18 protein-coding genes and 1 tRNA gene are annotated in these 21,863 nt (G+C 44.3%); 12 read left to right on the forward strand and 7 right to left on the reverse strand.

The window, feature by feature from the left end; translation table 11 throughout:
- Window positions 1-2 precede the first annotated feature (2 nt).
- Genes EWV60_RS15530 through EWV60_RS15545 form a run of 4 tightly spaced genes read right to left on the reverse strand, consistent with a single transcriptional unit; the run spans window position 3 to window position 4,071 of the window.
- Window positions 3-650 (reverse strand): Uma2 family endonuclease, encoded by a 648-nt coding sequence (locus EWV60_RS15530; protein WP_272104640.1) that lies wholly within the window; start codon window positions 648-650, stop codon window positions 3-5.
- Window positions 651-680: 30 nt separating this feature from the next.
- Entirely contained in the window at window positions 681-1,016 is a 336-nt protein-coding gene (locus EWV60_RS15535) for a DUF5615 family PIN-like protein (RefSeq protein ID WP_272104639.1), read from the reverse strand.
- Window positions 1,009-1,320: a DUF433 domain-containing protein gene (locus tag EWV60_RS15540; protein WP_271936244.1), complete on the reverse strand. Its 312-nt coding sequence runs from the start codon at window positions 1,318-1,320 to the stop codon at window positions 1,009-1,011. Before EWV60_RS15540 ends, EWV60_RS15535 begins: the two co-directional genes overlap by 8 nt.
- Before the next feature lie 3 nt (window positions 1,321-1,323).
- Window positions 1,324-4,071, reverse strand: coding sequence for a type I restriction endonuclease subunit R (locus tag EWV60_RS15545; protein ID WP_287233198.1), 2,748 nt, complete (start codon window positions 4,069-4,071; stop codon window positions 1,324-1,326).
- 1,105 nt (window positions 4,072-5,176) lie between these two features.
- On the opposite strand from EWV60_RS15545, the gene EWV60_RS15550 reads away from it, so the two are divergent.
- Window positions 5,177-5,557, forward strand: a complete 381-nt coding sequence (locus EWV60_RS15550; protein ID WP_193960783.1) for a DUF1830 domain-containing protein — start codon at window positions 5,177-5,179, stop codon at window positions 5,555-5,557.
- Between the two features lie 8 nt (window positions 5,558-5,565).
- Here EWV60_RS15550 and EWV60_RS15555 read toward each other — a convergent pair whose 3' ends face one another.
- On the reverse strand, window positions 5,566-8,193 hold the full coding sequence (locus tag EWV60_RS15555; RefSeq protein WP_287233200.1) for a chloride channel protein: 2,628 nt from the start codon (window positions 8,191-8,193) through the stop codon (window positions 5,566-5,568).
- A 334-nt stretch (window positions 8,194-8,527) separates the two neighbouring features.
- Here EWV60_RS15555 and EWV60_RS15560 point away from each other — a divergent pair, with 334 nt between their 5' ends.
- Complete coding sequence (locus EWV60_RS15560; protein ID WP_043998323.1) at window positions 8,528-9,046, forward strand: DUF3122 domain-containing protein; 519 nt, start codon at window positions 8,528-8,530, stop codon at window positions 9,044-9,046.
- Window positions 9,047-9,102: 56 nt separating this feature from the next.
- On the opposite strand, the gene EWV60_RS15565 is transcribed toward EWV60_RS15560, so the two are convergent.
- Entirely contained in the window at window positions 9,103-9,489 is a 387-nt protein-coding gene (locus EWV60_RS15565; protein ID WP_002793455.1) for a DUF4359 domain-containing protein, read from the reverse strand.
- Window positions 9,490-9,591: 102 nt separating this feature from the next.
- On the opposite strand from EWV60_RS15565, the gene EWV60_RS15570 reads away from it, so the two are divergent.
- The 4 genes from EWV60_RS15570 (at window position 9,592) to argC (ending at window position 12,635) form a co-directional block, all read left to right on the forward strand.
- Window positions 9,592-9,664, forward strand: a tRNA-His gene (locus EWV60_RS15570).
- 185 nt (window positions 9,665-9,849) lie between these two features.
- Window positions 9,850-10,839, forward strand: coding sequence for a DUF389 domain-containing protein (locus tag EWV60_RS15575; protein ID WP_149107685.1), 990 nt, complete (start codon window positions 9,850-9,852; stop codon window positions 10,837-10,839).
- Between the two features lie 86 nt (window positions 10,840-10,925).
- The gene (locus EWV60_RS15580; RefSeq protein WP_002733391.1) at window positions 10,926-11,189 is read left to right on the forward strand and encodes a DUF3146 family protein; all 264 of its coding nucleotides are present in this window, start codon (window positions 10,926-10,928) and stop codon (window positions 11,187-11,189) included.
- A 384-nt stretch (window positions 11,190-11,573) separates the two neighbouring features.
- Window positions 11,574-12,635: an N-acetyl-gamma-glutamyl-phosphate reductase gene (argC, locus tag EWV60_RS15585; protein WP_123230086.1), complete on the forward strand. Its 1,062-nt coding sequence runs from the start codon at window positions 11,574-11,576 to the stop codon at window positions 12,633-12,635.
- A gap of 125 nt (window positions 12,636-12,760) precedes the next feature.
- Here the strand turns inward: argC and EWV60_RS15590 are convergent, their stop codons facing one another.
- A complete protein-coding gene (locus EWV60_RS15590) occupies window positions 12,761-14,053 on the reverse strand; it encodes a D-alanyl-D-alanine carboxypeptidase (RefSeq protein WP_287233205.1) in 1,293 nt (430 codons plus the stop codon).
- 149 nt (window positions 14,054-14,202) lie between these two features.
- Here EWV60_RS15590 and plsX point away from each other — a divergent pair, with 149 nt between their 5' ends.
- The 6 genes from plsX to EWV60_RS15620 all read left to right on the forward strand — a co-directional run bounded on the left by plsX (window position 14,203) and on the right by EWV60_RS15620 (window position 21,564).
- The gene (gene plsX / locus EWV60_RS15595; protein ID WP_287233207.1) at window positions 14,203-15,258 is read left to right on the forward strand and encodes a phosphate acyltransferase PlsX; all 1,056 of its coding nucleotides are present in this window, start codon (window positions 14,203-14,205) and stop codon (window positions 15,256-15,258) included.
- 225 nt (window positions 15,259-15,483) lie between these two features.
- Window positions 15,484-16,485, forward strand: a complete 1,002-nt coding sequence (locus EWV60_RS15600; protein WP_287233209.1) for a beta-ketoacyl-ACP synthase 3 — start codon at window positions 15,484-15,486, stop codon at window positions 16,483-16,485.
- A gap of 110 nt (window positions 16,486-16,595) precedes the next feature.
- Window positions 16,596-17,522 carry an ACP S-malonyltransferase gene (fabD, locus tag EWV60_RS15605; protein ID WP_193978011.1) on the forward strand — a complete coding sequence of 309 codons (927 nt, stop codon included), beginning with the start codon at window positions 16,596-16,598 and terminating at the stop codon, window positions 17,520-17,522.
- Between the two features lie 895 nt (window positions 17,523-18,417).
- Entirely contained in the window at window positions 18,418-19,512 is a 1,095-nt protein-coding gene (locus EWV60_RS15610; protein WP_287233212.1) for a fatty acid desaturase family protein, read from the forward strand.
- Window positions 19,513-19,777: 265 nt separating this feature from the next.
- The gene (gene pgsA / locus EWV60_RS15615) at window positions 19,778-20,305 is read left to right on the forward strand and encodes a CDP-diacylglycerol--glycerol-3-phosphate 3-phosphatidyltransferase (RefSeq protein WP_002743356.1); all 528 of its coding nucleotides are present in this window, start codon (window positions 19,778-19,780) and stop codon (window positions 20,303-20,305) included.
- A gap of 143 nt (window positions 20,306-20,448) precedes the next feature.
- Window positions 20,449-21,564 (forward strand): calcium-binding protein, encoded by a 1,116-nt coding sequence (locus EWV60_RS15620; RefSeq protein ID WP_287233214.1) that lies wholly within the window; start codon window positions 20,449-20,451, stop codon window positions 21,562-21,564.
- Window positions 21,565-21,863: the final 299 nt, after the last annotated feature.

The raw sequence follows: 21,863 nt of genomic DNA on the forward strand, positions 1-21,863 counted from the left end.
ATTTACTCCTTAATTTGTTCTTTTATCCATTGTCTCACTTGCTTTAAGGTGGCTGTTTCTCCGATGATAAACCTTTGTTCTAGCCATGAAGGAATTAGGGTTATATCTAAGAGGGGAAAGGCTAAACTTTCGGTTATTTCTTCATAACCGTTTGTTTCCTGATTCAATCCATAAAACCGGAGGTTATTCCCATCATATCGCCAGATTTCTGGCACGGCTAAGGCGGCATAAATGGGGAATTTATCGAGGGAACCACTGGTAATATCAATTTCTATCGCTAAATCTGGGGGTTTATCTCCTTGGTTAAGGTCGATTGATAACTTATTTCTGACTTCCGGTTCATTTTTGAGGTAAAAACAAGCATCCGGCTCAATTCCTTTTTGAATATCATCTCTTTTCAGGGTTAGAGAACCGACACTTTTAATGTTTAAATCCCATTCTTCTGCCATGATAAAGACAAGACGGGAAATAAACCAGTTATTGTTCTCATGTTCCATTAAAGGACTCATAATCTGCAAATATCCCTGATTATAGGTCAGACGCTTACTCGAATTTTGGCTTAATTCCTCGCAGATTCGCCCAAAGGTTTGCCAACTAATGGGGTGTAGTATCAGATAATTTTCTGCGGGTGATTTTGTGAGTGTTTTCATAGTAATTTCTTAAATTCAGCAATGGTTAAGTCATAAATACTCGACAATACCGTGCATTTCTTCAGGAGACATCACCTCATAAATTAATATCAAATTACGGATAATCTCTCCAATTGAACCACTGCCCTTCTTACAAAAAGCGATACCATAATGGGTATTGTCTTGACTTGCAATCTTGAGAAAATCCGTGTCATGGGTAACAATCACCCGTTTTTCCTGCTTCACAAATGCTAATTGTACCGCATCGGATGTGCCTGCCATATTCATCTCAAAAGTTGTCGTTACCTCAATTCCCTGACTACGAAGGGCTAAGGCAACATCAGGGTCAACATTTTCATCTAAATGATAGCGAATCCGTTTATTCACCCCGCAAAGCCCTCAATTTTTCTTGTAACTGAGAAGGATGATTTTTTTGAAATTCATCGGCAAACGCTTCATCTTCAGCCATTTGCTGGTCAATTTCCCCTTGATGCTCGTAATAATAAGACATAGCTCCATAAACCGAAGCCAGAGAAAGATGATATTTCCCTGCTATTAATTCCAAAGATTGCGCCATTTTCAGATACATAATGGCAATTTCAGCCACCGTTATGCGACTGCCGACAATATGCGGTCTGCCATTACGAATATCAGGGTTTATGGCAATATGTTGGGTTAAAGTTACAGTCATATTTTATGCCACTAAAGCGATGTTTAATTCCTCGATAATAGCCTCCATCTCATCGCCAAAAAGCTGATGGAGTTTACCGATTCCCCCCATACTATCAAAAGGGGTATAGTCCAAATCCTCTCGCTCTAAGGCAAAAGAACTGATAATATGTTCCTTGATTGCCCGTAGCCATTGCATCTGTTCTTGATTGAATTTTACTGATGCGCCCGCCTGTTTTTGAAAAACCCAAGTTTGAAAAGCTTTATCGATGCGTTTTTCATGGGGGGTTAAAACCTCATCTAAGCCAATAACACGCCGGATTAGGGCAATTAACGCCGTTAACTCACTGGTGGGATTGCTTGGCACCGCTTCTATCTGTTGATAGGCTGCCCATACTCTCATCGGCGCTAGGTTGGGGCGGTCTTTTTTGAGAATATCTAAGACCTCCTTGACCATTTTATAGGTGACGGGACGCTGTTGATAGGGCAGGTTATAGAGGATACGCAGGGCGGTGATTTCGTCCTTATTTGCCTCAATAAAGGCTGTAAAGTCATTTATTAGGGCTTGATTGTCTATCCGTTGCGCTTCACTCCATCCTGAGAATGTCACCCTATCCAGATTCTGAGTATCTATGTACTGTTCGTGTACTTTCCGCACATTCTCAAGGTAATGACTCAATTCCCCAGTCAAATAGCCGGCAGCCGCACGAGTAAGGGCTTTTTCCGCCGCTTTTAACTGTTCTGGGGTCGGATTTGTGGTTTGATAGGTTTCTTTGGCCCTATCCTCAATATTATCGGGGTCTGTGGCATTAAGCAGGGCTTTGGCCATATCTCCCAAAGTTGCCCCTCCGGTGATTTCTTTTATCTTTTCAGCTTCTTTTGGCGTGATTTGTCGTTCTAATCGCGCAAAACGACAGGCTAGGGAGATATAGGCATCGCTATCGTCTGTTCCCATCATAATGCCCATCATCAGGTCTTTAAAAGGGACACTGGATTTTCTTTCTAGAGGCCGGCTATCGGTTTTGGCTGATTGTTCCACACCGACAGCATCGATGATAATAAAGTGAGTTTTGGCAGAAAGGGCCGATTGAGAGACTTTTTTGAGACCATCATGGTCAAGGGTGCGTGTACCTCGTCCTTTCATCTGTTCGTAGTAGTTTCGAGATTTGACATCCCGCATAAAAATTAAACACTCAAGGGGTTGAATATCGGTTCCCGTGGCAATCATATCGACTGTGACGGTGATACGGGGATTAAAATAATTTCTGAACTGAGAAAGCACAGATTTCGGGTCTTCTGGCGATTTATAGGTAACTTTTTTGCAAAAATCGTTCCCTTCGCTAAATTCTTCCCGGACTATCTGAATAATATCGTCAGCATGGCTGTCATCCTTGGCAAAAATCAGGGTTTTCGGGACTTCTTGGCGATGGGGAAATAATTCTGGCAGTTTATCGCGAAAGGTGCGGATAATTTGGCGTATTTGGCTGGGATTGACCACATCTCGGTCAAGTTGCTTGCCGGTATAGACAATATCCTCGTCCGGTTGTACCCAGCGTTTTTCACGGGTTAATTTTTCCCTTTTTTCGATGTATTCCCTGAGAATACGCCCGCCATTCTTGGTTATCTCCGTTTCTATAGTATAGACTTGATAATCTACGTTTACGCCGTCCATTACCGCTTGTTTGTAGCTGTATTCACTAACCACATTTTCATGGAAAAAGGCAAATGTCCGCACGTCGGGAGTGGCGGTTAAACCAATCAGAAAAGCGTCGAAATATAATAAAACCTGTTGCCAAACGTTGTAAATCGAGCGATGACACTCATCGATGACGATAAAATCGAAGAATTCAAGAGGAACTTTCGGATTATAGACCACGGGGACCGGTTGTTTCCCTTGTACTAATTCATTCGGGTTGGTTTGTTCGGCAGCCTCATCGAGACTTTCCCCTTTAAGGATAGAATAGAGTCTTTGAATGGTTGAGATGCAGACCTGAGCATCTTTGGCCAGATAACTGGAGGATAATCGCTGAACGTTGTAAAGTTCGGTAAATTTTCGGTTATCATCATTGGGAACAAAATTCCTAAACCCCCCTTCAGCTTGTTCTCCTAAGTTTTTGGTATCGACTAGAAATAACACCCGTTTGGCATCGGCAAACTTTAGGAGGCGATAAATAGCGGTAATAGCGGTGAAGGTTTTGCCGCTTCCCGTGGCCATCTGCAGCAAGGCCCGGGGAAAATTTCGCTTAAAGGAGGCTTCTAAGTTGGTAATAGCTTTAATTTGACATTCTCTTAGTCCATTCGGGTCAAGGGGGGGAATATCTTGCAGTTTATCCCGCAAGCTTTTGGGTTTATCTTGCCATTCTTGCAGGGTTTCCGGTCGGTGAAAGGAAAAAACAAGACGGGAACGAGGTTTCGGGTCGCGGCGATTGGTAAAGCGCGTCAGCTTGCCTGTGCTTTCGTAAATAAAGTTAAGGGGCCGGTTATTGATATATTTCAGCTTACTATTAGCGTATTTGTTTGATTGTTCCTCCGCCACCGTTAAGTACAAGCCTTTTTCCTCTCGTTTGGCCTCAATAATACCGACGGGTTCTCTATCCACAAACAGGACATAATCAGCGAATCCGCTATCGGTTGGATATTCCCTGATAGCCACTCCCAAACTGGTATTGAAGTTGATTTCTTTTTTATCTTGGATGGACCATCCCGCTTGACGCAATTGTTCATCAATCAGTTCACGCGATTGGTTTTCTGGGGTTTGATTGCTGGAAGGCATGGTTAGCAAATTTGGCGCGATAAGCTGACTAATTTAACGGCAAATGTCAATATTTATCTTTATCTAAGCAGATTTTAGAAAGTTTTTTTCTATCTTAATGTTAATTATCAGTGGTCGGAGATAAGATATTAAGAAATGTCAATTATCGCTATTCTTCTTACTGACCCTCAATAAATTAAAATGGCTCTTCTAGGTTCTGTGTGATAAGTTTAACTTACAGAGGATCGATCAGTCTTTGTGTCCTTTGTGTCTTTGTGGTTCCTTCCACTCGCTCGCCAGAAAGAATGTATCTTAAAATACATTTTGCCCACCAAACCTAAGAGAGCCATTAAAATCAGATCATAAATGCGATCGCTTGCTCAATTCTCGATGATTAATCTAGAGGCTAAAATCAGCAACTGAGACAATTAACCTTTTTCCAGCTACCGACTTTAGGTGGTAAGCTGTTGACTATAGCATTTCTGATTCACACGAGGTACAGTCTCGATCCTGAACAGCTTAATCAGCAAAGGTTTAACTGTGCCGCACAGATGCGAGAAACGCGATATCTAAATTACTCGTTAAGACTGTCTATGAGCAGGGAGCAGGGAGAGGCAGTTCGAGCATTTGTACTAAAATTCCCAATACGCAGTTTAAATGCAGTACAGCTTAGTCCGCTAAACAGTAGTAAACTTGACAATGTTGTTGATATTGTTACCGAAAAAGATAGAATCAGAGAGCGCATACTTAAGGCCGGCTGAATAAATCTAAAAACCTTGTTGGGTAAGAATTTTAGACTTTTTGTCAATCAAAAAATACCAGAGCTGGGAGTGAGCAGGGGGAAAATTCAGGTACTTTTTCCCTGAAAATTAGGATTGACCCTAAATAGCTGGGCAAAAAATTGAGAAAAACAGCAAAAAAGCGTAGTTTCCCCCTTGACAAATAGCCAAAACTAGGCATTAGTTAAATTTAATGATTTTTTAATAAAAACCGCTTTCTATCACCAGAAAAAGCTATCGGTAGATTTTTATCCGAGTAATGTAATCATCTTTACAACTATCGGGGATCAAAGGATGTTAGGGTGAAGGAGCGATGACAAATCCACTTTAAGATCACCTCAATTGCTATGGCACAGATTCTCGATCCCCTCCCCAACGGCAAGAAAAATAGTATTCTTTGTTGCTATGTCAATGCGACCAATCATATTCAAATTGTTCGCATCACCAATATTGCTAACTGGTATTTTGAAAGGGTGGTTTTCCCCGGGCAGCGTTTAGTATTTGAGACCCTAGCGGATGCTTTCTTAGAGATTCATACCGGGATGATGGCCAGTGCCATCCTTTCCGATAATATCCCCTGTGAACGCCTTTATATCAGCGATGGGGATGACGATGACTCCGACGGTCAACTAGAGGGGGAAATATTCTACCCCCATTCCCTAGAGGAAAGTCAAGGGGCGAAAATTGACAACACCGTACCCTTCGGTTTAACTTTAGCTTCCGCCTAGCTAATAACCTAATCTGATAATTCCCCTCGCACGAGAATCACAGTGCAATTAACCGCACGGGCAATCGTCGAGGGGATATTGCCATTTAATAACTGATTGAGCAAACTTTCTCTAGATGCACCCAAAAGCACCAAAGAACAGTCTTCCGATTCTACCAGATTAATTATTGCCTCGGCTGGAGAGGCCGAAGGAATCGGTAAAGGCACAATCGGCTGTGCGATCGCTTTCTGTAAAGATGCTTGTAAAACTTCCAAAATAGACAGATCTGGCAGTAACTCCGTCGGAGAATAGATTTTACATAACCAAAGTTTGGGATAATCCGAGGACTCGGACAAAGACAGCAAACTAGGCAATAATGCTAAGGCGCGTTCGGCATTGGGACCGCCGGCGGTGGGAATCAGCCAAATCCTTTCCCAGTTAGGATCATTGGGAAAACAATCCTTTGTACCCAATTTTACCAAGATGGTTTCACAGGGAGCTTGGGCGATCAAAGTATCGACTAAAAACCCAAAAATCGCCCCAGTGGTGGATCTTTCCCCCGTCCAACCCATAATTAATAAATTGCTGTGTCGTTCGCGAATCGTGGCCAAAATCCCTTCGGCGATATCCTGAGCCACCGAAATTTGTGTATGAACAGAGATATTCTGCTGTCGCGCTAATCTTTCCAGACGATGAAGTAATTTGCGTCCTTCCCGCGTATCTACCTTTACTTCCGCCGGAGAACTAAGACGAGGCACAGTAATCACATAGAGACAATCTATCTCATAATTGCGTTCACGGGCGACAGCAGCGGCAATTTTAAACAAAGCGGTAGCGGTGTCGGGATTGGCAATAGGTAACAAAATCCGGCCTATTCCCACAGCCGGAGAACGAGTTTGATAAACCACATAGGAAGGGGTAGTGGGTTGAGGCAGTTGACAAACCCCCCCCAATTGATCGGCTTCCACCCGGATAATATCGGTGCGGGTGATGATCCCCACCAGTTTTTGACCATCGGTAACGGGTAAACGGGAAAGCTGATAGCGATTTAACAGAAATAAAACATCGCTTAAAGCTGCTTGGGGAGCTACAGTAATCGGATTGGGAGTCATGATCTCCCGCAGGACAGTTTGACTGTTTTTTGATCGCCATTTATCCAGATCACTTTGGGTAAAAATCCCCAATAGTCGCCCCTGTTCCACCACGGGAAAACCGCGATGATGGGAACGGGACATAATTTTCACCACTTCCCCTAGGGGTAAATCCGCCGGCAGAATTTCCACCTGCGATTGCATCACATCTATAGCCGACAGATGGGCCAACACATCATTAGCAGGGGTTTCCTCGTTGAGAATAATACCACTAGCGGAAAGTAAATGCTGATAGAGAGAACCGGGTAGAATGCTTTCGGCAGTGATATAAGAAACGGCACAGGTCAACATCAGGGGCAGCACAACATTAAAATTGTGATGCAGTTCAAAGACAATCACGATCGCCGTTACCGGAACCCTGACTACTCCCGTAAAAAAGGCCCCCATACCGGCTAAAGCATAACTAGGTTCGCTGCCGAAACCCATAATTTTCGTCTCGATTCCCCCCACCAGAAACCCCAAACAGGAGCCCAACACCAAAGCAGGGGCGAGCAGTCCTCCCGGTGCGCCGGAACTATAGGAAATCATCGTCAGGAAAAAATAGACCACAAAAGCGAGGGCGGTATTCTGCCAACTTAATTCCCCTGCCAGCAAAAATTCGCGTAAACCCGTATTATCTCGAAAAAAGTCGGGTAAAAAAGCCACTACCGTTCCCGATAAGCAACTGACCAGACCGATGCGCCAAGCTAAAGATAACCGCCAACGCCGCTGCATCTGGCTACAAAAAAGGATGCCTTGATTGAATAAAGCCCCCAATAAGCCCGCTAAAACCCCCAAAAGGCAATAAATGGGTATTTCTTGGGCAGAGAAGCTAATATTGGCATATTCAGTGATGATCGAGGGGGTATTCTGCAGCATCATCGAAACCACGGCCCCGGTAAAGGAAGCCACGATCGCCGTTTCTAGGGTCATACTGGAAACATCGCGCATTAATTCCTCGATCACAAAGAGGACTCCGGCGATGGGAGTAGTAAAACCGGCCGCTAACCCGGCGGCTGCCCCGGCTGCGATCATCTGACGACGGTGATCGGGACTGGTGGGCAGCCAGACGCTTAATTGGGCCGCCAGGGCTGCTCCGATGTGTACCGTGGGGGCCCGACGACCAAGGGTTAAACCACCGCCAAGGATCAGGATCGCCCCGATCATTTTTACGACGGCAACGCGCCAAGACAGGGGCAAAGGGTATTTAGCTAGGGCTGCTTTTACTTGGGGAATACCCCCCCCGGCGGCTGCGGGGGAGAAGTGTTCCACAATCCAGCCGGCGCTATAACCAAGCAGAAAACCGCCGAGGGGCAAAACTAGGAAAGGAGAGGAATTGGCTACTAGATGCACCCGCCAACCACCTAACCAACCGATGCCCAATTTCAGGATAATAGCGGCAAGGGCGGAGAGAATTCCGATGAAACAGGCAACCAGTAAAGCATAACGACTATCGGTGGCGCTACGTCCGAAGTGTTGGGATTTAAACCACTGACGGAGGTTTTGGTAACGGGCAAAAAGTCCCATAATTATCAGGGAGAATCAAGGCAATGGCGGAGCGAGGATTTATTTCGGGTTGGCTGAATAAATCTAAAAACCTTGTGGGATAAGACTTTTAGACCTTTTTGAAATCCAAAAGTGCCGAGACCGGGAGTACTCAGGGGGAAAATTCTGGGACTTTTCCCCTTAAAATTAGGTAATTGACTACCTGAAAATCGGTAAAACCCTACACCCTACACCCTACACCCTACACCCTACACCCTGCTCCCACCAACAAACTTTTTCAGCAAACCCTAATTATGTTAATTTGGCTCAAGTGCCGAAGCTCGTATCATATTTTTTAGCTAATGTCAATAAAGTTATGAAACGATTCCTGTTATTATTTTGTGTTCTCGTCAGTTTTTTGCTATTTATCAGCCTTAAAATCGATTTTTCCTTGTCCGCACTAGCTCTAACTCGACAACAGCTAGAAGGACCGGGGCAGCTGTTGTATCAATCCCGTCATAGTTTGCGCGATGATGTCGGTAGTCCTTGGCAGGTGGTGTTATTCAAACGAGTTAAAGATGGGGAAACGGTAGAAATTAGTTTGCGCTTGGTGGGATTTCCAGAGGGGATTGAGTTTCTTCACCCGGAAAGATTAACGATAACCACTGCTAAAGGTCAAATTTTAGCGGCTGAGGATGCTTTTGCCCAAGAATCACCCGCAGCTAACGTTGGTCAATACAAGATGCAGGATATCTTAACGCAGCTACCCGTTACCGAAGCGATCGAGCTTTCCCTACCCCTAGACAATCCCCGCGCTCTCACTATCCCGACTCCTGTACTTTTGGAATGGCAAAGTCTGCTTTTTTCCGTAAATGGAGGAAATCCCAATCACTGAGCTACAATAAAATCACTACCATCAGGATTTACTCTCAGAAAATTTCAATTATCTGACTACAGTTCTAAAGCTTCGTAGATGTATAATTTATTCAAAAAACCGACGCTGCTGAATTGATAACTAGGTAAAGGGGGAGGGAACGATAATTCTGTTTGATAAACGCTGAAAATGAGAAAATTCTTTCTAGTGGTGTTAGTGGCGATCGCTTCTTGTAAAAAAGGATGACCCGTATCCACCAACATTTTACAGTAACCCCGTAAGAGAGCTTGCACCTCGGGGGAAGCTTGCGCCCGAGCGCAGACATTATCCTTAAGATAGCTAGTTAACCTCTGGGAAGCGTATTGTTCGTAATCTTGACGATTAGGGTTAGTTGTCAGCAATATACCCGCAATTACCCCTAAAACCACTCCTAACACCATTCCCCCTAACCGCGCCAATTTCATAAGCTCTCAAATCATCACTCACTTACCCTAACGATAGCCTGAATTAGGATAAAAAACCTCTTGTCAACCATTCGTCTTGTGTTATACTTGAAAAAGTGTACGGCGAGCGTAGCCAAGTGGTTAAGGCAGTGGATTGTGGTTCCACCACTCGGGGGTTCGAGTCCCCTCGTTCGCCCTCTTTTCAAAGATCGCTAATTGTTCTTTTCCTATATCTTCCCTATCGACAAAGGATTTCTCGGCTAGTGAGAGAGGCTCTATCTTTCTCTAGAAAAGTCGCATTTCATCCATTGCTTAAAAAGACAATGGCTTTCATGCTCCCGTGTTATTTCGGTAAAATAAAAGTCCATCTTCCTAAGCACAATGACGAGAAAAGAACGGCCCCACTCGTGGTTCTCAAGAAAACCCTTGACCTGGCAACAATCGCGGGCTATGTGGCGCGATTTATGGTTAGAAGCGTCCCTCGATTTTCCCTATCTAGCTTTGATTGTTAGTTCTTGTGCGATCGCTACCTTGGGCTTAGTTGCCAATAGTGCAGCCGTGATTATTGGAGCGATGATTATTGCCCCTTTGATGTTGCCGATTCGTAGTCTGGCTTTTGGTGGTTTAATTGGTAGTTGGCGATTAATTCGTAAGTCAGCCCTGGCGATTTTAGTCGGTACGATTATCGCTTTAGCAATAGCTTGGTTGCTAGGATTATTAATCGGAATTTCTGAATTTGGTAGTGAAATTCAAGCCCGTTCTCAACCGAATCTTTTAGATTTAGGAGTGGCAATTACGGCAGGGGCAATCAGTGGTTATGCCAAAATAGAACCGAAAATTTCAGGTACTTTAGCGGGAACAGCGATTGCCGTGGCTTTAATGCCACCAGTTTGCACGATTGGTTTAGGATTATCCCAAGGCAATTGGATTCTAAGTTTGGGGGCGACTCTGTTATATATTACCAATTTATTAGGCATTGCTCTCGCCTGTTTGTTGGTCTTTTTGCTGGCAGGTTATTCTAGTTTTCATCGGGCGCGTAACGCTCTAATTTTGACTTCTATCCTGACAGCGGTTTTGCTAATTCCCTTAGGAATAAGTTTTGCAACTCTGGCTAATCAAGCTCGCTTAGAAAGGCTGATCAAAAAAGCTTTATTACAACGAACGATTACTTTTCAACGGGCAGAATTATTGGAATCTTCGATTAATTGGCTCAAGCAGCCTCCCCGGGTGAGATTAGTCGTAAGAACTGCGGAAAGTATTACCCCCAGACAGGTAGAATTGTTGGAAGAATTTATTACTAAGGAAATGGGGCGACCTTTTCAATTAAATGTCTTGGTTTCTAAGGTTAATGAAGTCACTTCCCCGGAATAGCGTCGAAAAAATTGGCTGAAGTAATGACAAACAAGGATTAATTCGCTATCTTAATGTTTGATATTTAATCTATAGGTAGGGTTCAGGTGAGTGGCGGCAATCGACCAGAAAGCACGGCTTATGTGCGGATAATTAAGCAATCTTGGCAAACGGGGAAATTAGAGGGGGAAGTGCGGACGGAACAATATCAATGGCGTTTTCAGTGGCATTTTCTTCAAGGCAAGTTATTAGTACAACCTTCCCTAGGTAGGGCTTTGATTTTTGAACCCTTGAATCGGTTTTTAGAACGCTACGATTATCAATTAGAACCGGGAGGAGATTATGAATTTACAGTGCGCTCAAAATTTTAAATATGGGGGATTGAATTACAGCCTTTCTCCTAAGGATGAAGTTTAACTTAATTTGGCATCATAAAAGGAAAACCTTGTACCTCATCATTAAGATAACTGCCTATTGATCAAAAGAAATTGACGGTTTATGGACAACCCGGCCGAGATACTAGGTTTTTAAAGGAAGTTTTTTGATTTAAATCCTGCCGGTTAGGCTAAAATTCAGCCATACTAAAGGGGAGCATCTCATTTATGCAAGTAAGTAATTATACTTATCCCTAAAACTGTTTTCTAGCAAGGCTTTCAAAATAGCTTGACATAAAAACCTGATTTAGGGGTTACAAAGGTGAGATGCTCCCTACTAAAGCGTTATCTTAACGATAAGAATTTTTAGGAATAAGGGAAATGACGCAAGAACAGAAGGTTTCAGTGGGTATTGTCGGCGCTTCCGGATATGGTGGCGTACAGTTGGTACGTTTGCTCAAAGAACATCCCTTCGTAGAATTAGCCTATCTGGGGGGCGATAGTAGCGCCGGAAAACCCTACAGTGATTTATATCCCCATCTCGGTCATAGCATTAATCTTAATGTGGAGGCGATCGATTTGGAGATAATTGCCTCCCGTTGTCAAGTGGTTTTCTTAGGTTTACCCAATGGTTTAGCCTGTGATTTAGCCCCTCCTTTGCTCGCTAAAGGGTGTAAAGTTTTGGATCTGTCGGCAGATTATCGTTTTACTAGCCTAGAAACCTATAGTAAATGGTATGGCAAGGAACGTCAGGATCAAGCGATCGCATCTACGGCTGTGTACGGTTTACCGGAACTTTATCGGGAAGAGATTAAAAATGCCTCTTTGATCGGTTGCCCCGGATGTTATCCTACTGCTAGTTTAATGGCGATTTCTCCCCTGTTAAAACAGGGTTTAATTCTCCCGGAAACCACGATTATCGATGCTAAATCGGGAACTTCGGGAGGGGGAAGACAAGCTAAGATTAATATGTTATTGGCAGAAGCAGATAATTCGATCGGGGCTTATAATGTAGCGGGAAAACACCGTCATACTCCCGAAATTGAGCAGATTTGCAGCGATTTAGCCGGTCATGAGGTGCGCGTCCAGTTTACTCCCCATTTAATGCCCATGGTTCGGGGCATCCTGTCCACAGTCTATGCAACATTGCGGGATCCCAATCTGGTGCGGGATGATTTAATCACTATCTACAATGCTTTTTATCGCACTTCTCCCTTTGTCAAAATCCTACCAGGGGGAGTCTATCCACAAACTAAGTGGGCCTGTGGTACTAATTTATGTTATCTCGGTATTGAAGTGGATCCGAGAACCGATCGAGTGATAGTGATGTCAGCGATCGATAATTTAGTTAAGGGACAATCGGGACAAGCGGTACAATGTCTCAATCTCATGATGGGTTGGGAAGAATCCCTTGGTTTACCGCAAATGTGTTTTTATCCTTAAAAATTCGGCTTGGGCGCAAGCTTTGCGCCCCTACATTGCAGCCAGTATGATTGGTGAGGACCCATAGTGTACGCCCTCCCTTCGATCAGATTCGCTCATCACCATAACCTCTTAGCCAATCAATTCTAGAAACCTTGACTTATTCGACTGGGATCACCTAGAAAGGCCCTTGCAGGAATCGATCCTTGAGTCGCTTCTGGGAGAATTTGCCAGTGTTGATCTAAAGCTTGTAACACCCGATCCTGCTGATTTCTGAATCCCTCGATATTGCTACTACCGGCATTCATAATTACAAACCAAACTTTACCCCTTTCTTGGGTGGGAATTTCTCCAGCTAAGGCGCTAACTTGGGCTAAAGTTCCAGTTTTAATCATCACTCCTTTAGGAATGGCCCGCCACTGCATAGTTCCTTTGGTATCACGTCCCCCCACCGGAAATAAATCAGCGACTTTGATCGGTTGATTGGCTAACTTGCGATCCAATGCTTTCAGAATCTCAATAACTGCCCGGGGAGACAAGCGATTTTCTACACCCAATCCCGAACCATTAATTAATTGAATTTCTTCCGCTCCTACCCCAGTAATTTTAGTATTAATTGCGTCCACTGCCGCCGGGCCACCGAGCAGCTCCGCTAACATTTCTGACATGACGTTATTACTATAAATATTCATCTGACGCAACAGTTCCGTTAAAGTTAAGGACTGATGACCCAACAATAATCGGGCATTTTCGGGGCGAATTTGACTGGCTCGAACCATGCCCAAAATCTTCACCTGTGGGGCTTGTGTGCCGCCAGGAAGACTCTGAAAAGCTTTTTGGGTTTCTTTTGACCATTTCGATTGATCAAGCCCAATTTTCAACAATTCTCCCGCTTTGAGGGGATCGGTTTGAAAATTCATGGCGAATTGACCCGTAATGATCAGATCGCCTTTGACCTGACGGATGCCTAATTGATCGAGGCCATTGCCCACTGCGATCGCTTCTTCCCAGACAAAAAGCGGATCCCCTTCCCCTTCAATAATTAAATCTCCCTCTAACACCCCGTTTTTTACCTCTCCCGTGCTGTAAAAACGAGTAGCAAAACGATGATCGAGAGACCAAGTTTCCACGGCCGCGAGAGTAGTGGCGATTTTAGTCAACGAAGCCCCCGAAGCGGGTAGATTACCCTGATGATCGGCTAAATCAGCCCATTCCGTCTCAATTAAGACCCGTTGTTGACGAGAGTTTAAACCTTTTTTAGTCAAGTCTTGCAGATAATCGGCCACGATCGCCGCCACCCGGGGATCGGGAGCGGTGGGAAGGTCAAAAATAGGCTGATTTTGCCAAGAAATTAGGGGAATATTGGCGATCGGTTGGGATTGCCCCCCCAGCCAACCCAAGAGAAAGCCGAAAACTGCCAAATTAAAAACTGAGAACATCTTTTCCTTAATCGCAATGATGCCTTATTGTATAGAAATGATTGGTAATTTTTAACAATTGCTCGATCAGAAAACACTAATCCTCGATCGGCCAGCTTTTCTCAAGAGCTGCCGCTCAACTTATTAAAGATTTCTATCCCACTGACTCAATGGCAGAAACGGCATTAAATCGGGCAAGAATCGCGGTAGATGCGATGGGAGGTGACTACGCTCCCAACGAGATTATCGCGGGATCGATGCGAGCTTCCGAAGAATTAGATGTAGAAGTATTATTAGTCGGCGATTCTGAACGGATTGAGGCTTATTTCCAGCATCATTCCCGTCCCAAGAATCTCACGATCGTCCACGCGGAGGAAGTGGTGGCTATGGACGAAGAGCCGATCACCGCTATCCGTCGCAAACCAGCGGCCTCGATTAATGTGGCCATGGATTTAGTCAAACAAAATCGCGCCGATGCGGTGGTGGCCGCCGGTCACTCCGGGGCAGCCATGGCGGCGGCGTTGCTGCGTTTAGGTCGTTTAAAAGGAATCGATCGCCCGGCGATCGGTGCGGTGCTGCCGACGATGTTGGCGGGTAAATCGGTGATTATCCTTGATGTCGGGGCGAATGTGGACTGTAAACCCAAATATTTAGAGCAGTTTGCCCTAATGGGGACAATTTACAGTAAATACGTTATGGGGGTTGAAGATCCGAAAGTCGGTTTACTCAATATCGGCGAAGAAGCCAGCAAAGGTAACGATCTCGCCCTAAAAACCTACGAATTATTGGAAAATAACCAGCAAATTCCCTTTATCGGCAATGCTGAGGGCCGGGATGTGCTATCGGGACAATTCGATGTGATCGTCTGCGATGGTTTTGTCGGTAATGTCCTGTTAAAATTTGCCGAAGCGGTGGGAGGAGTTATCCTACAAATTCTCAAAGAGGAATTACCTAGGGGGATACAGGGTAAAGTCGGGACGGCTTTAATTAAACCCAATCTTAAACAGATTAAACAACGCATGGATCACGCGGAACACGGTGGTGCGCTGTTATTTGGAGTCGATGGGGTCTGCGTGATCAGTCACGGCAGTTCCCAAGCGCCTTCGATTTTTAACGCCATCCGACAGGCGAAAAATGCCGTCGATAATCGCGTTTCTGAGCGCATTCAAGCCTACAATGACCACCATCATCAATTAAAAAAGTTGTCGGTGAACGGTGAAGATTAAGCTGTGAGCTGATAACTGATAACTGGTCACTGATCACTGATAACTGACATCATCAATTAAAAAAGTTGTCGGTGAACGGTGAAGATTAAGCCGTCAGCCATCTTGAAGCGGTCAGGAGACTCCGAGACGGGAGACGGGAGACTATTTTTATTTATTCTTCCCACTTCCCCACTTCCCACTGATAACTGATAACTGATCACTGATAACTGAAAAAGGGGGAATATTTTGAACGGATTCGGGGCAGCAGTCGTCATTACTGGTTGTGGATCGGCCACACCAAGGCAATTTCTCAGTAATGAAGAACTCAGCCAAATTGTCGAGACTTCCGATGAGTGGATTAAAAGTCGTACCGGCATCGGTAAACGCCATTTAGCGGATCAATCGGTGTCTTTAAGCCAATTAGCGGCCCAAGCGGCGATTAAGGCTCTAGAAATGGCTCAGGTGTCCTCTAGTGAGGTCGATCTGATTCTTTTGGCTACTTCTACCCCTGATGATCTGTTCGGTAGTGCGGCCCAGGTTCAAAGTCAGATCGGGGCCAATCGGGCGATCGCTTTTGATCTCACCGCCGCCTGTTCGGGTTTTCTGGTGGCATTAGTCACCGCCACCCAGTTTATCCGTACTGGTACTTACCGCAATGTCTTGGTTATCGGGGCCGATGTTCTCTCCCGTTGGGTGGATTGGAACGATCGCGCTACCTGTGTCCTTTTTGGTGATGGGGCAGGGGCGGTTCTTTGTCAAGCAAATGATACAAAAGATAACATTCTCGGTTTTGAACTCCATAGCGACGGCAGCCAGAATGGTTCTCTTAATCTCGCCTATCAGGGGGAGGAATTGCCCCTTAAGGAGGGGGTAAGGGTTCAAAAAGGGACCTATAAGCCTCTAACGATGAACGGACGGGAAGTCTATCGTTTTGCTGTGGCAAAAGTGCCAGAGGTCATCGAAAAAGCCCTCTATCGGGCTAATTTAACCACCAGTGACATCGATTGGTTAGTTCTGCACCAAGCTAATCAAAGAATTATGGATGCGGTGAGCGATCGCCTGAAACTGTCTCCCGAAAAAGTGATCAGCAATCTCAGCGAGTATGGCAACACTTCCGCAGCCTCGATTCCTCTAGCTCTCGATGAAGCTGTCAGGAGTGGTAAGGTCAAAAAAGGTGATATTATTGCTTCTTCCGGCTTTGGTGCCGGTTTAACTTGGGGTGGGATTATCTTCCGTTGGGGAGATTAATTCAGTAACCAGTAACCAGTAAACAGTAAACTAAAAACTCACATCTGATAACTGATAACTGATAACTGATAACTGACCAAAACACAACTATCTATCTATTTTAAGAACTTATGAAAACAGCGTGGATATTCCCGGGACAAGGATCGCAAGCGTTAGGAATGATTGGAGATTTAGCGGAAAGCGCACTTGGCCAAGAGAGATTAGAAAGAGCAGCAAAAATCCTTGGTTGGTCGGTTTTAGAAAAATGTCAAGGGGATGAAGAAACCCTATCTCGTACTCTTTATACTCAACCTTGTTTATTTGTGGTGGAGAGTATTTTAGCGGATTTGTTGCAAGAAAAAGGTCATTTTCCCGATCTAGTTGCCGGTCATAGTCTTGGTGAATATTCCGCTTTATATGCGGCCAGGGTGTTTAATTTTGAAACAGGATTAAATCTAGTTCAAAACCGTTCCCGTTTGATGGATGCGGCCGAAGGTGGTAAAATGGCCGCCTTAATGAAATTTGATCGCACCAGTCTAGAAACAGTGGTTAATCAGACGGAAAATGTAGTTATTGCTAATGATAATAGTGCTGAACAAGTGGTGATTTCTGGGACTCCTGAAGCGGTGGATTTAGTATTAGGTCAAGTGAAAGTTAAGCGGGTTATCCAGTTAAAAGTATCCGGTGCTTTTCACTCTCCCTTGATGGAAAATGCCGCTATTCAATTTCAGCAAATTTTAGAATTAGTTAATTTTCGGTCTGCAAAAGTTCCTGTGATTTCTAATGTCGATCCCAGCCATCCTACCCAGGACGGGGAAGAATTAAAAAAATATCTGATCTGGCAGATGACTAGCTCGGTTCGCTGGCGAGAAATTATGTTAAGATTGCCAGATGTGGGTGTGAAGAAAGCGATCGAAGTGGGTCCAGGTAAGGTTTTAACTGGTTTAATTAAACGAACTGCTCCCGCAATTGAGTTAGAAAATATTAGTCAATTAGCTGATATATCCAAGAATAGCGACGATGTTATATTCCAGGGTTCATTAATTGGTGTTGGTTAAATTATCTGGCAATATTTTCGATGAAATAAATTGATCGATCCTATGTAGGGTTTGCGGCAAAAAGCTTTTCCTAGGGGCAGGGTGTGGGGTGTGGGGTTTTACCTATTTTGAGGTAGTCAGTTACCTAATTTTCAGGGAAAAAGTACCTGAATTTTCCCCCCGATCCCCGCAACGGCTGGCACTTTTTGAGGGAAAAAAAGTCTAAAAGTCTGATCCAACAAGGTTTTTAGATTTATTCAGCAAGCCCTATGTAAGTTAAACTTATCACACAGAACCTAGAAGAGCCAAAATAAGTACCCAAGCAAAATTAATTACACATATCTAACCCCGCTCTTGCCTCTTGCCTATCTTCACTAGGAAATTAATTTTGCACGACTACTTAGGGACTTGCGTAGGAATAATATCCCAGCCAGAAATCGCTCTGTAGAAGAACCAGACCAGCCAGATGGCACATTATCAAAGCGCAAGTCCCTAACACCTCGAAGGCTCTCCCCCTACTTAAGGTGATCAGCAAACCTGAGCGATCGGAGGGCGCAAGCATTGCGCCCCTACAGTAACGGATTTTGTCTACAATGTAGGGGCGAACTGCGTTCGCCCAAAAGGTACATTATCAAAGCGCAAGTCCCTAGTACAAAAGTACCTAATGCTCATCCCTATCACCGGCTACAGGTATCTGCTATCTGATTAGGTAAAAACCGAGGATTTTTTGCAAGCGTAGCAAAGAAATTGAGCGATTCCCTTGCCAAGCGCACCTCTTTCTCTGACAATAGATGAGAGACTGATGAGAAACTATCAGTTGTAGTGAGACAGCCTTAGCAAACCAGTCAAAGACTCATAAATTAACTCTGAGCTGCCACAAATTGCCGTCATACCAACTTCTAGGACAAAAATAGGAATGCGAGTAACCTTTACCGAAAATCAGGGTTTTAGAAAGGAATTGAATAAACGGGTTGATGCTTATTTTACTGAAAACGGCATCCCCACCAGAGATAATTTGGCCATGTACCTGAAGACAATCACGATTTTAACTTGGGTAATTGCCGCTTGGTTATTTGTGCTTTTTGGTCCGGATATCTGGTGGCTAAAAATCATCGGTTGTCTGGTTTTAGGAGCAGGATTAGCAGGGATTGGTTTTAGCATTGGTCATGATGCCAACCATGGCGGCTATTCTAGTAAAAAATGGGTTAATTCTCTCCTTGGCATGACCTACGATTATATCATCGGCGCTTCCAGTTATCTCTGGCGTTTTCGTCATAACTATCTCCATCATACCTACACCAATGTTTTAGGGTACGATCTGGAAATTCACGGCGATGGTATCGTGCGAATGACTCCCCATGCCGAGCATAAATGGTATCATCGATATCAACATTTATTTATCCCGATTCTCTACGCTATAATTCCTATCTATTGGTCATTCTCCGATGTACGATCCATTCTTTTTCGTCATCGTTTTGGCGAGATTAAAATTCCCAATCTTAAAGCGATCGATCTATTTGTTTTATTGAGCGGAAAAGTTGTTTATCTCTTTTGGTTTATTGGCATTCCTCTCTTAGTTGGTTATAGTCCCCTAGAAATAGCGATCGGTTTTCTCATTGTTTTTATGACCTATGGAGTGCTTGCCTGTCATGTATTTATGTTAGCTCACGTTTTGGAACCCGCCGAATTTATTCAACCCTCGGCAGCTAATCAAATCGAAGACGAATGGGCAATTTTTCAAGTGCGAACTACCGTAGATTTTGCCCCTAAAAATATCTTTTTAAATTGGTATTTAGGGGGATTAAATTATCAAGTTGTTCATCATCTTTTCCCACAAATTTGTCATATTCACTACCCCAAAATTGCCCCAATTTTAGCAGAAGTTTGCCAAGAATTTGGCGTTAATTATGCCGTTTATCCCACCTGCTGGGGTGCTTTAACTTATAATTATCGTTGGCTCAGGCAATTAGGCAATAAACAAAGTAATTTCGATCTCAAATTAGCCAGTTAAAATCAGTTATCAGTTATCAGTTATCAGTTATCAGTTTTTAGTTATCAGGTTTCAGGTTTCAGTTTTCAGGTTTCAGTTATCAGTTATCAGTGAATAGATAGTAAGTACCTAAGCAAAATTAATTACACATATCTAACCCCGCTCTTGCCTCTTGCCTATCTTCACTAGGAAATTTATTTTGCACGACTACTTATTAAGCGACAAGCTCAGAGCTGCCTTTTGACTGATAACTGATTACTGATTACTGTTTACTGATCACTGAAAAATGAACCTACCCAACTCGATTACCCTATCGCGACTCTTGGGACTGCCATTAATTTTATACTGGTTGCATCAAGGCACAGAAATCGATCGCTGGTTAAGTTTAATTATCTTTCTGATTGCTGCCAGTACCGATTGGCTCGATGGTTATCTAGCGCGAAAATTGGATCAAATCACCGAATTAGGGAAATTTCTCGATCCTTTGGTCGATAAATTACTGGTTCTCGCTCCTCTTTTAGCTCTCATTGAAATGGATGTAATTGCCGCTTGGGGAGTATTTTTGATTCTTGCTCGCGAATTAGCGATCGCTGGTTGGCGCATTAATCCCAATTTAACGGGAAATAGCGACATAAAAGGGGCTAATTGGTGGGGAAAAAGCAAAACAGTCAGCCAAATTATCGCTATCGCTCTCTTAATCGCTCCCTTGCCTTCTGAATATAATTTAATTGCTCAGGGGGCTTTTTGGCTATCGGTAACATTAACCTTAATTTCTGGGGTGATTTATATCATACCCAGCCAAAAATTAACCTAGAATTGATAAAAACTTAACCATTAGCAATAATTCCAGAAACAAGCCTAGAAAACAGGGTTGTATTTTTTTTCTCGGTATATAATAATCGGGGGGAGGACTATCAAACTCTTCACATTCAAACATATCATTACAAAGGAAAAACCATGCCCACTATAACCACATCATTCGTCTCCCTCCTCACTGGTGTTACTTTCAATCGTACTACGACTCAGACGGTGCGTGATTTCCTAACCACCGCCGCCTTTAATAATATCCTCATTCATGTATCAGGACCGGGCATTATCATTCCGGGCAATAATCTCACTTCCCAGGGCCTTTTACCCGGCGGCGTTACTACAGCTTGGAGAATAACCACAGCCGGCTCTCCTCCTGCTAACTTAACCCTTACCCGGCTCGGTGGAGGCTTTTCTCCTCTGTCCTTTCCCGCGCTGCCAGCCAATAGCTATACCTTTGTTAAAGGTGGGACTGCCGGCAATTATGTCCTAACCGGTGATAATTTCACGAAGCAGTTAGCGTCGGGTACGCAACAAAATGGGATATGGAATCTCCTCGCCACCGATTTCTATAACATTGTAGGCAGTAATTTCGATGATAACCTAAGCGGTGCCAGTGCAGCGGATACCCTATTTGGTGGCTCGGGAAACGATATCCTAAATGGTAACGCCGGCACGGATACTCTACACGGTGACAACGGAAACGACACCCTACTTGGTGGCTCGAACAACGATAGCCTAGATGGGGACGCGGGAAACGATAGCCTAGATGGTGGCTCGTTTAACGACACCCTAATCGGTGGCACGGACAACGATACCCTATTTGGTAACTCGGAAGACGATAGCCTACTTGGTGGCTCGGGAAACGATAGCCTACTTGGTGACACGGAAAACGATACCCTAATCGGTGGCGACGGAAACGACACCCTAACTGGTGGTAGTGGTGTTGACCAGTTTGTTTACAACAATTCCAACGAAGGCGCTGACAGCATCACCGATTTTACCATCACTGACGGTGATGTCATTGTACTTTCTTCCGGTGGTTTCGGCGGACTGGCTACCATTGGCGGTACTTTAACTTCTGGCCTATTCTCGGCAACTGAAAATGGCACTGCCAAAATTATCTACAGTGTCGTCGGTGGTGTCGGTACTTTATCATTTGACCAAGACCTATTTAATAATCCTGGTGGTCTGGTTACAATCGCAAACATTGCTGGCCCTGGCGCAGCGACTCTCGGTGCGAGCAATATTCAGGTGATTGCCTAATCTATCCCTGTCCCTCCCCTGCGGTGGGTTGGGCAGTTGTGGATTTTTGGGGTAAAACCAAGCTACCAGAAATAATCTCTGCGGGTGTGTTAGCTGGGACTAGGACACCCTTATTATGTGGGAAGTCTCTGGTTTGAGGGAACTCTGGAACAGGCAACGGCAACGGTAGCTAGTCCTAAGTAGGGTTTGCTGAATAAGTACGGGCGAAGCATTCGGATAGAAAATCTACCTTTTCACCGATAGGTTATTGTCCGAATGCTTCGCCCCTACAGGACGCGGGCCGATGAAGACGCAAGGTT

This window comes from Microcystis sp. Msp_OC_L_20101000_S702, assembly GCF_007095705.1.
Lineage (GTDB): Bacteria > Cyanobacteriota > Cyanobacteriia > Cyanobacteriales > Microcystaceae > Microcystis > Microcystis ichthyoblabe_A.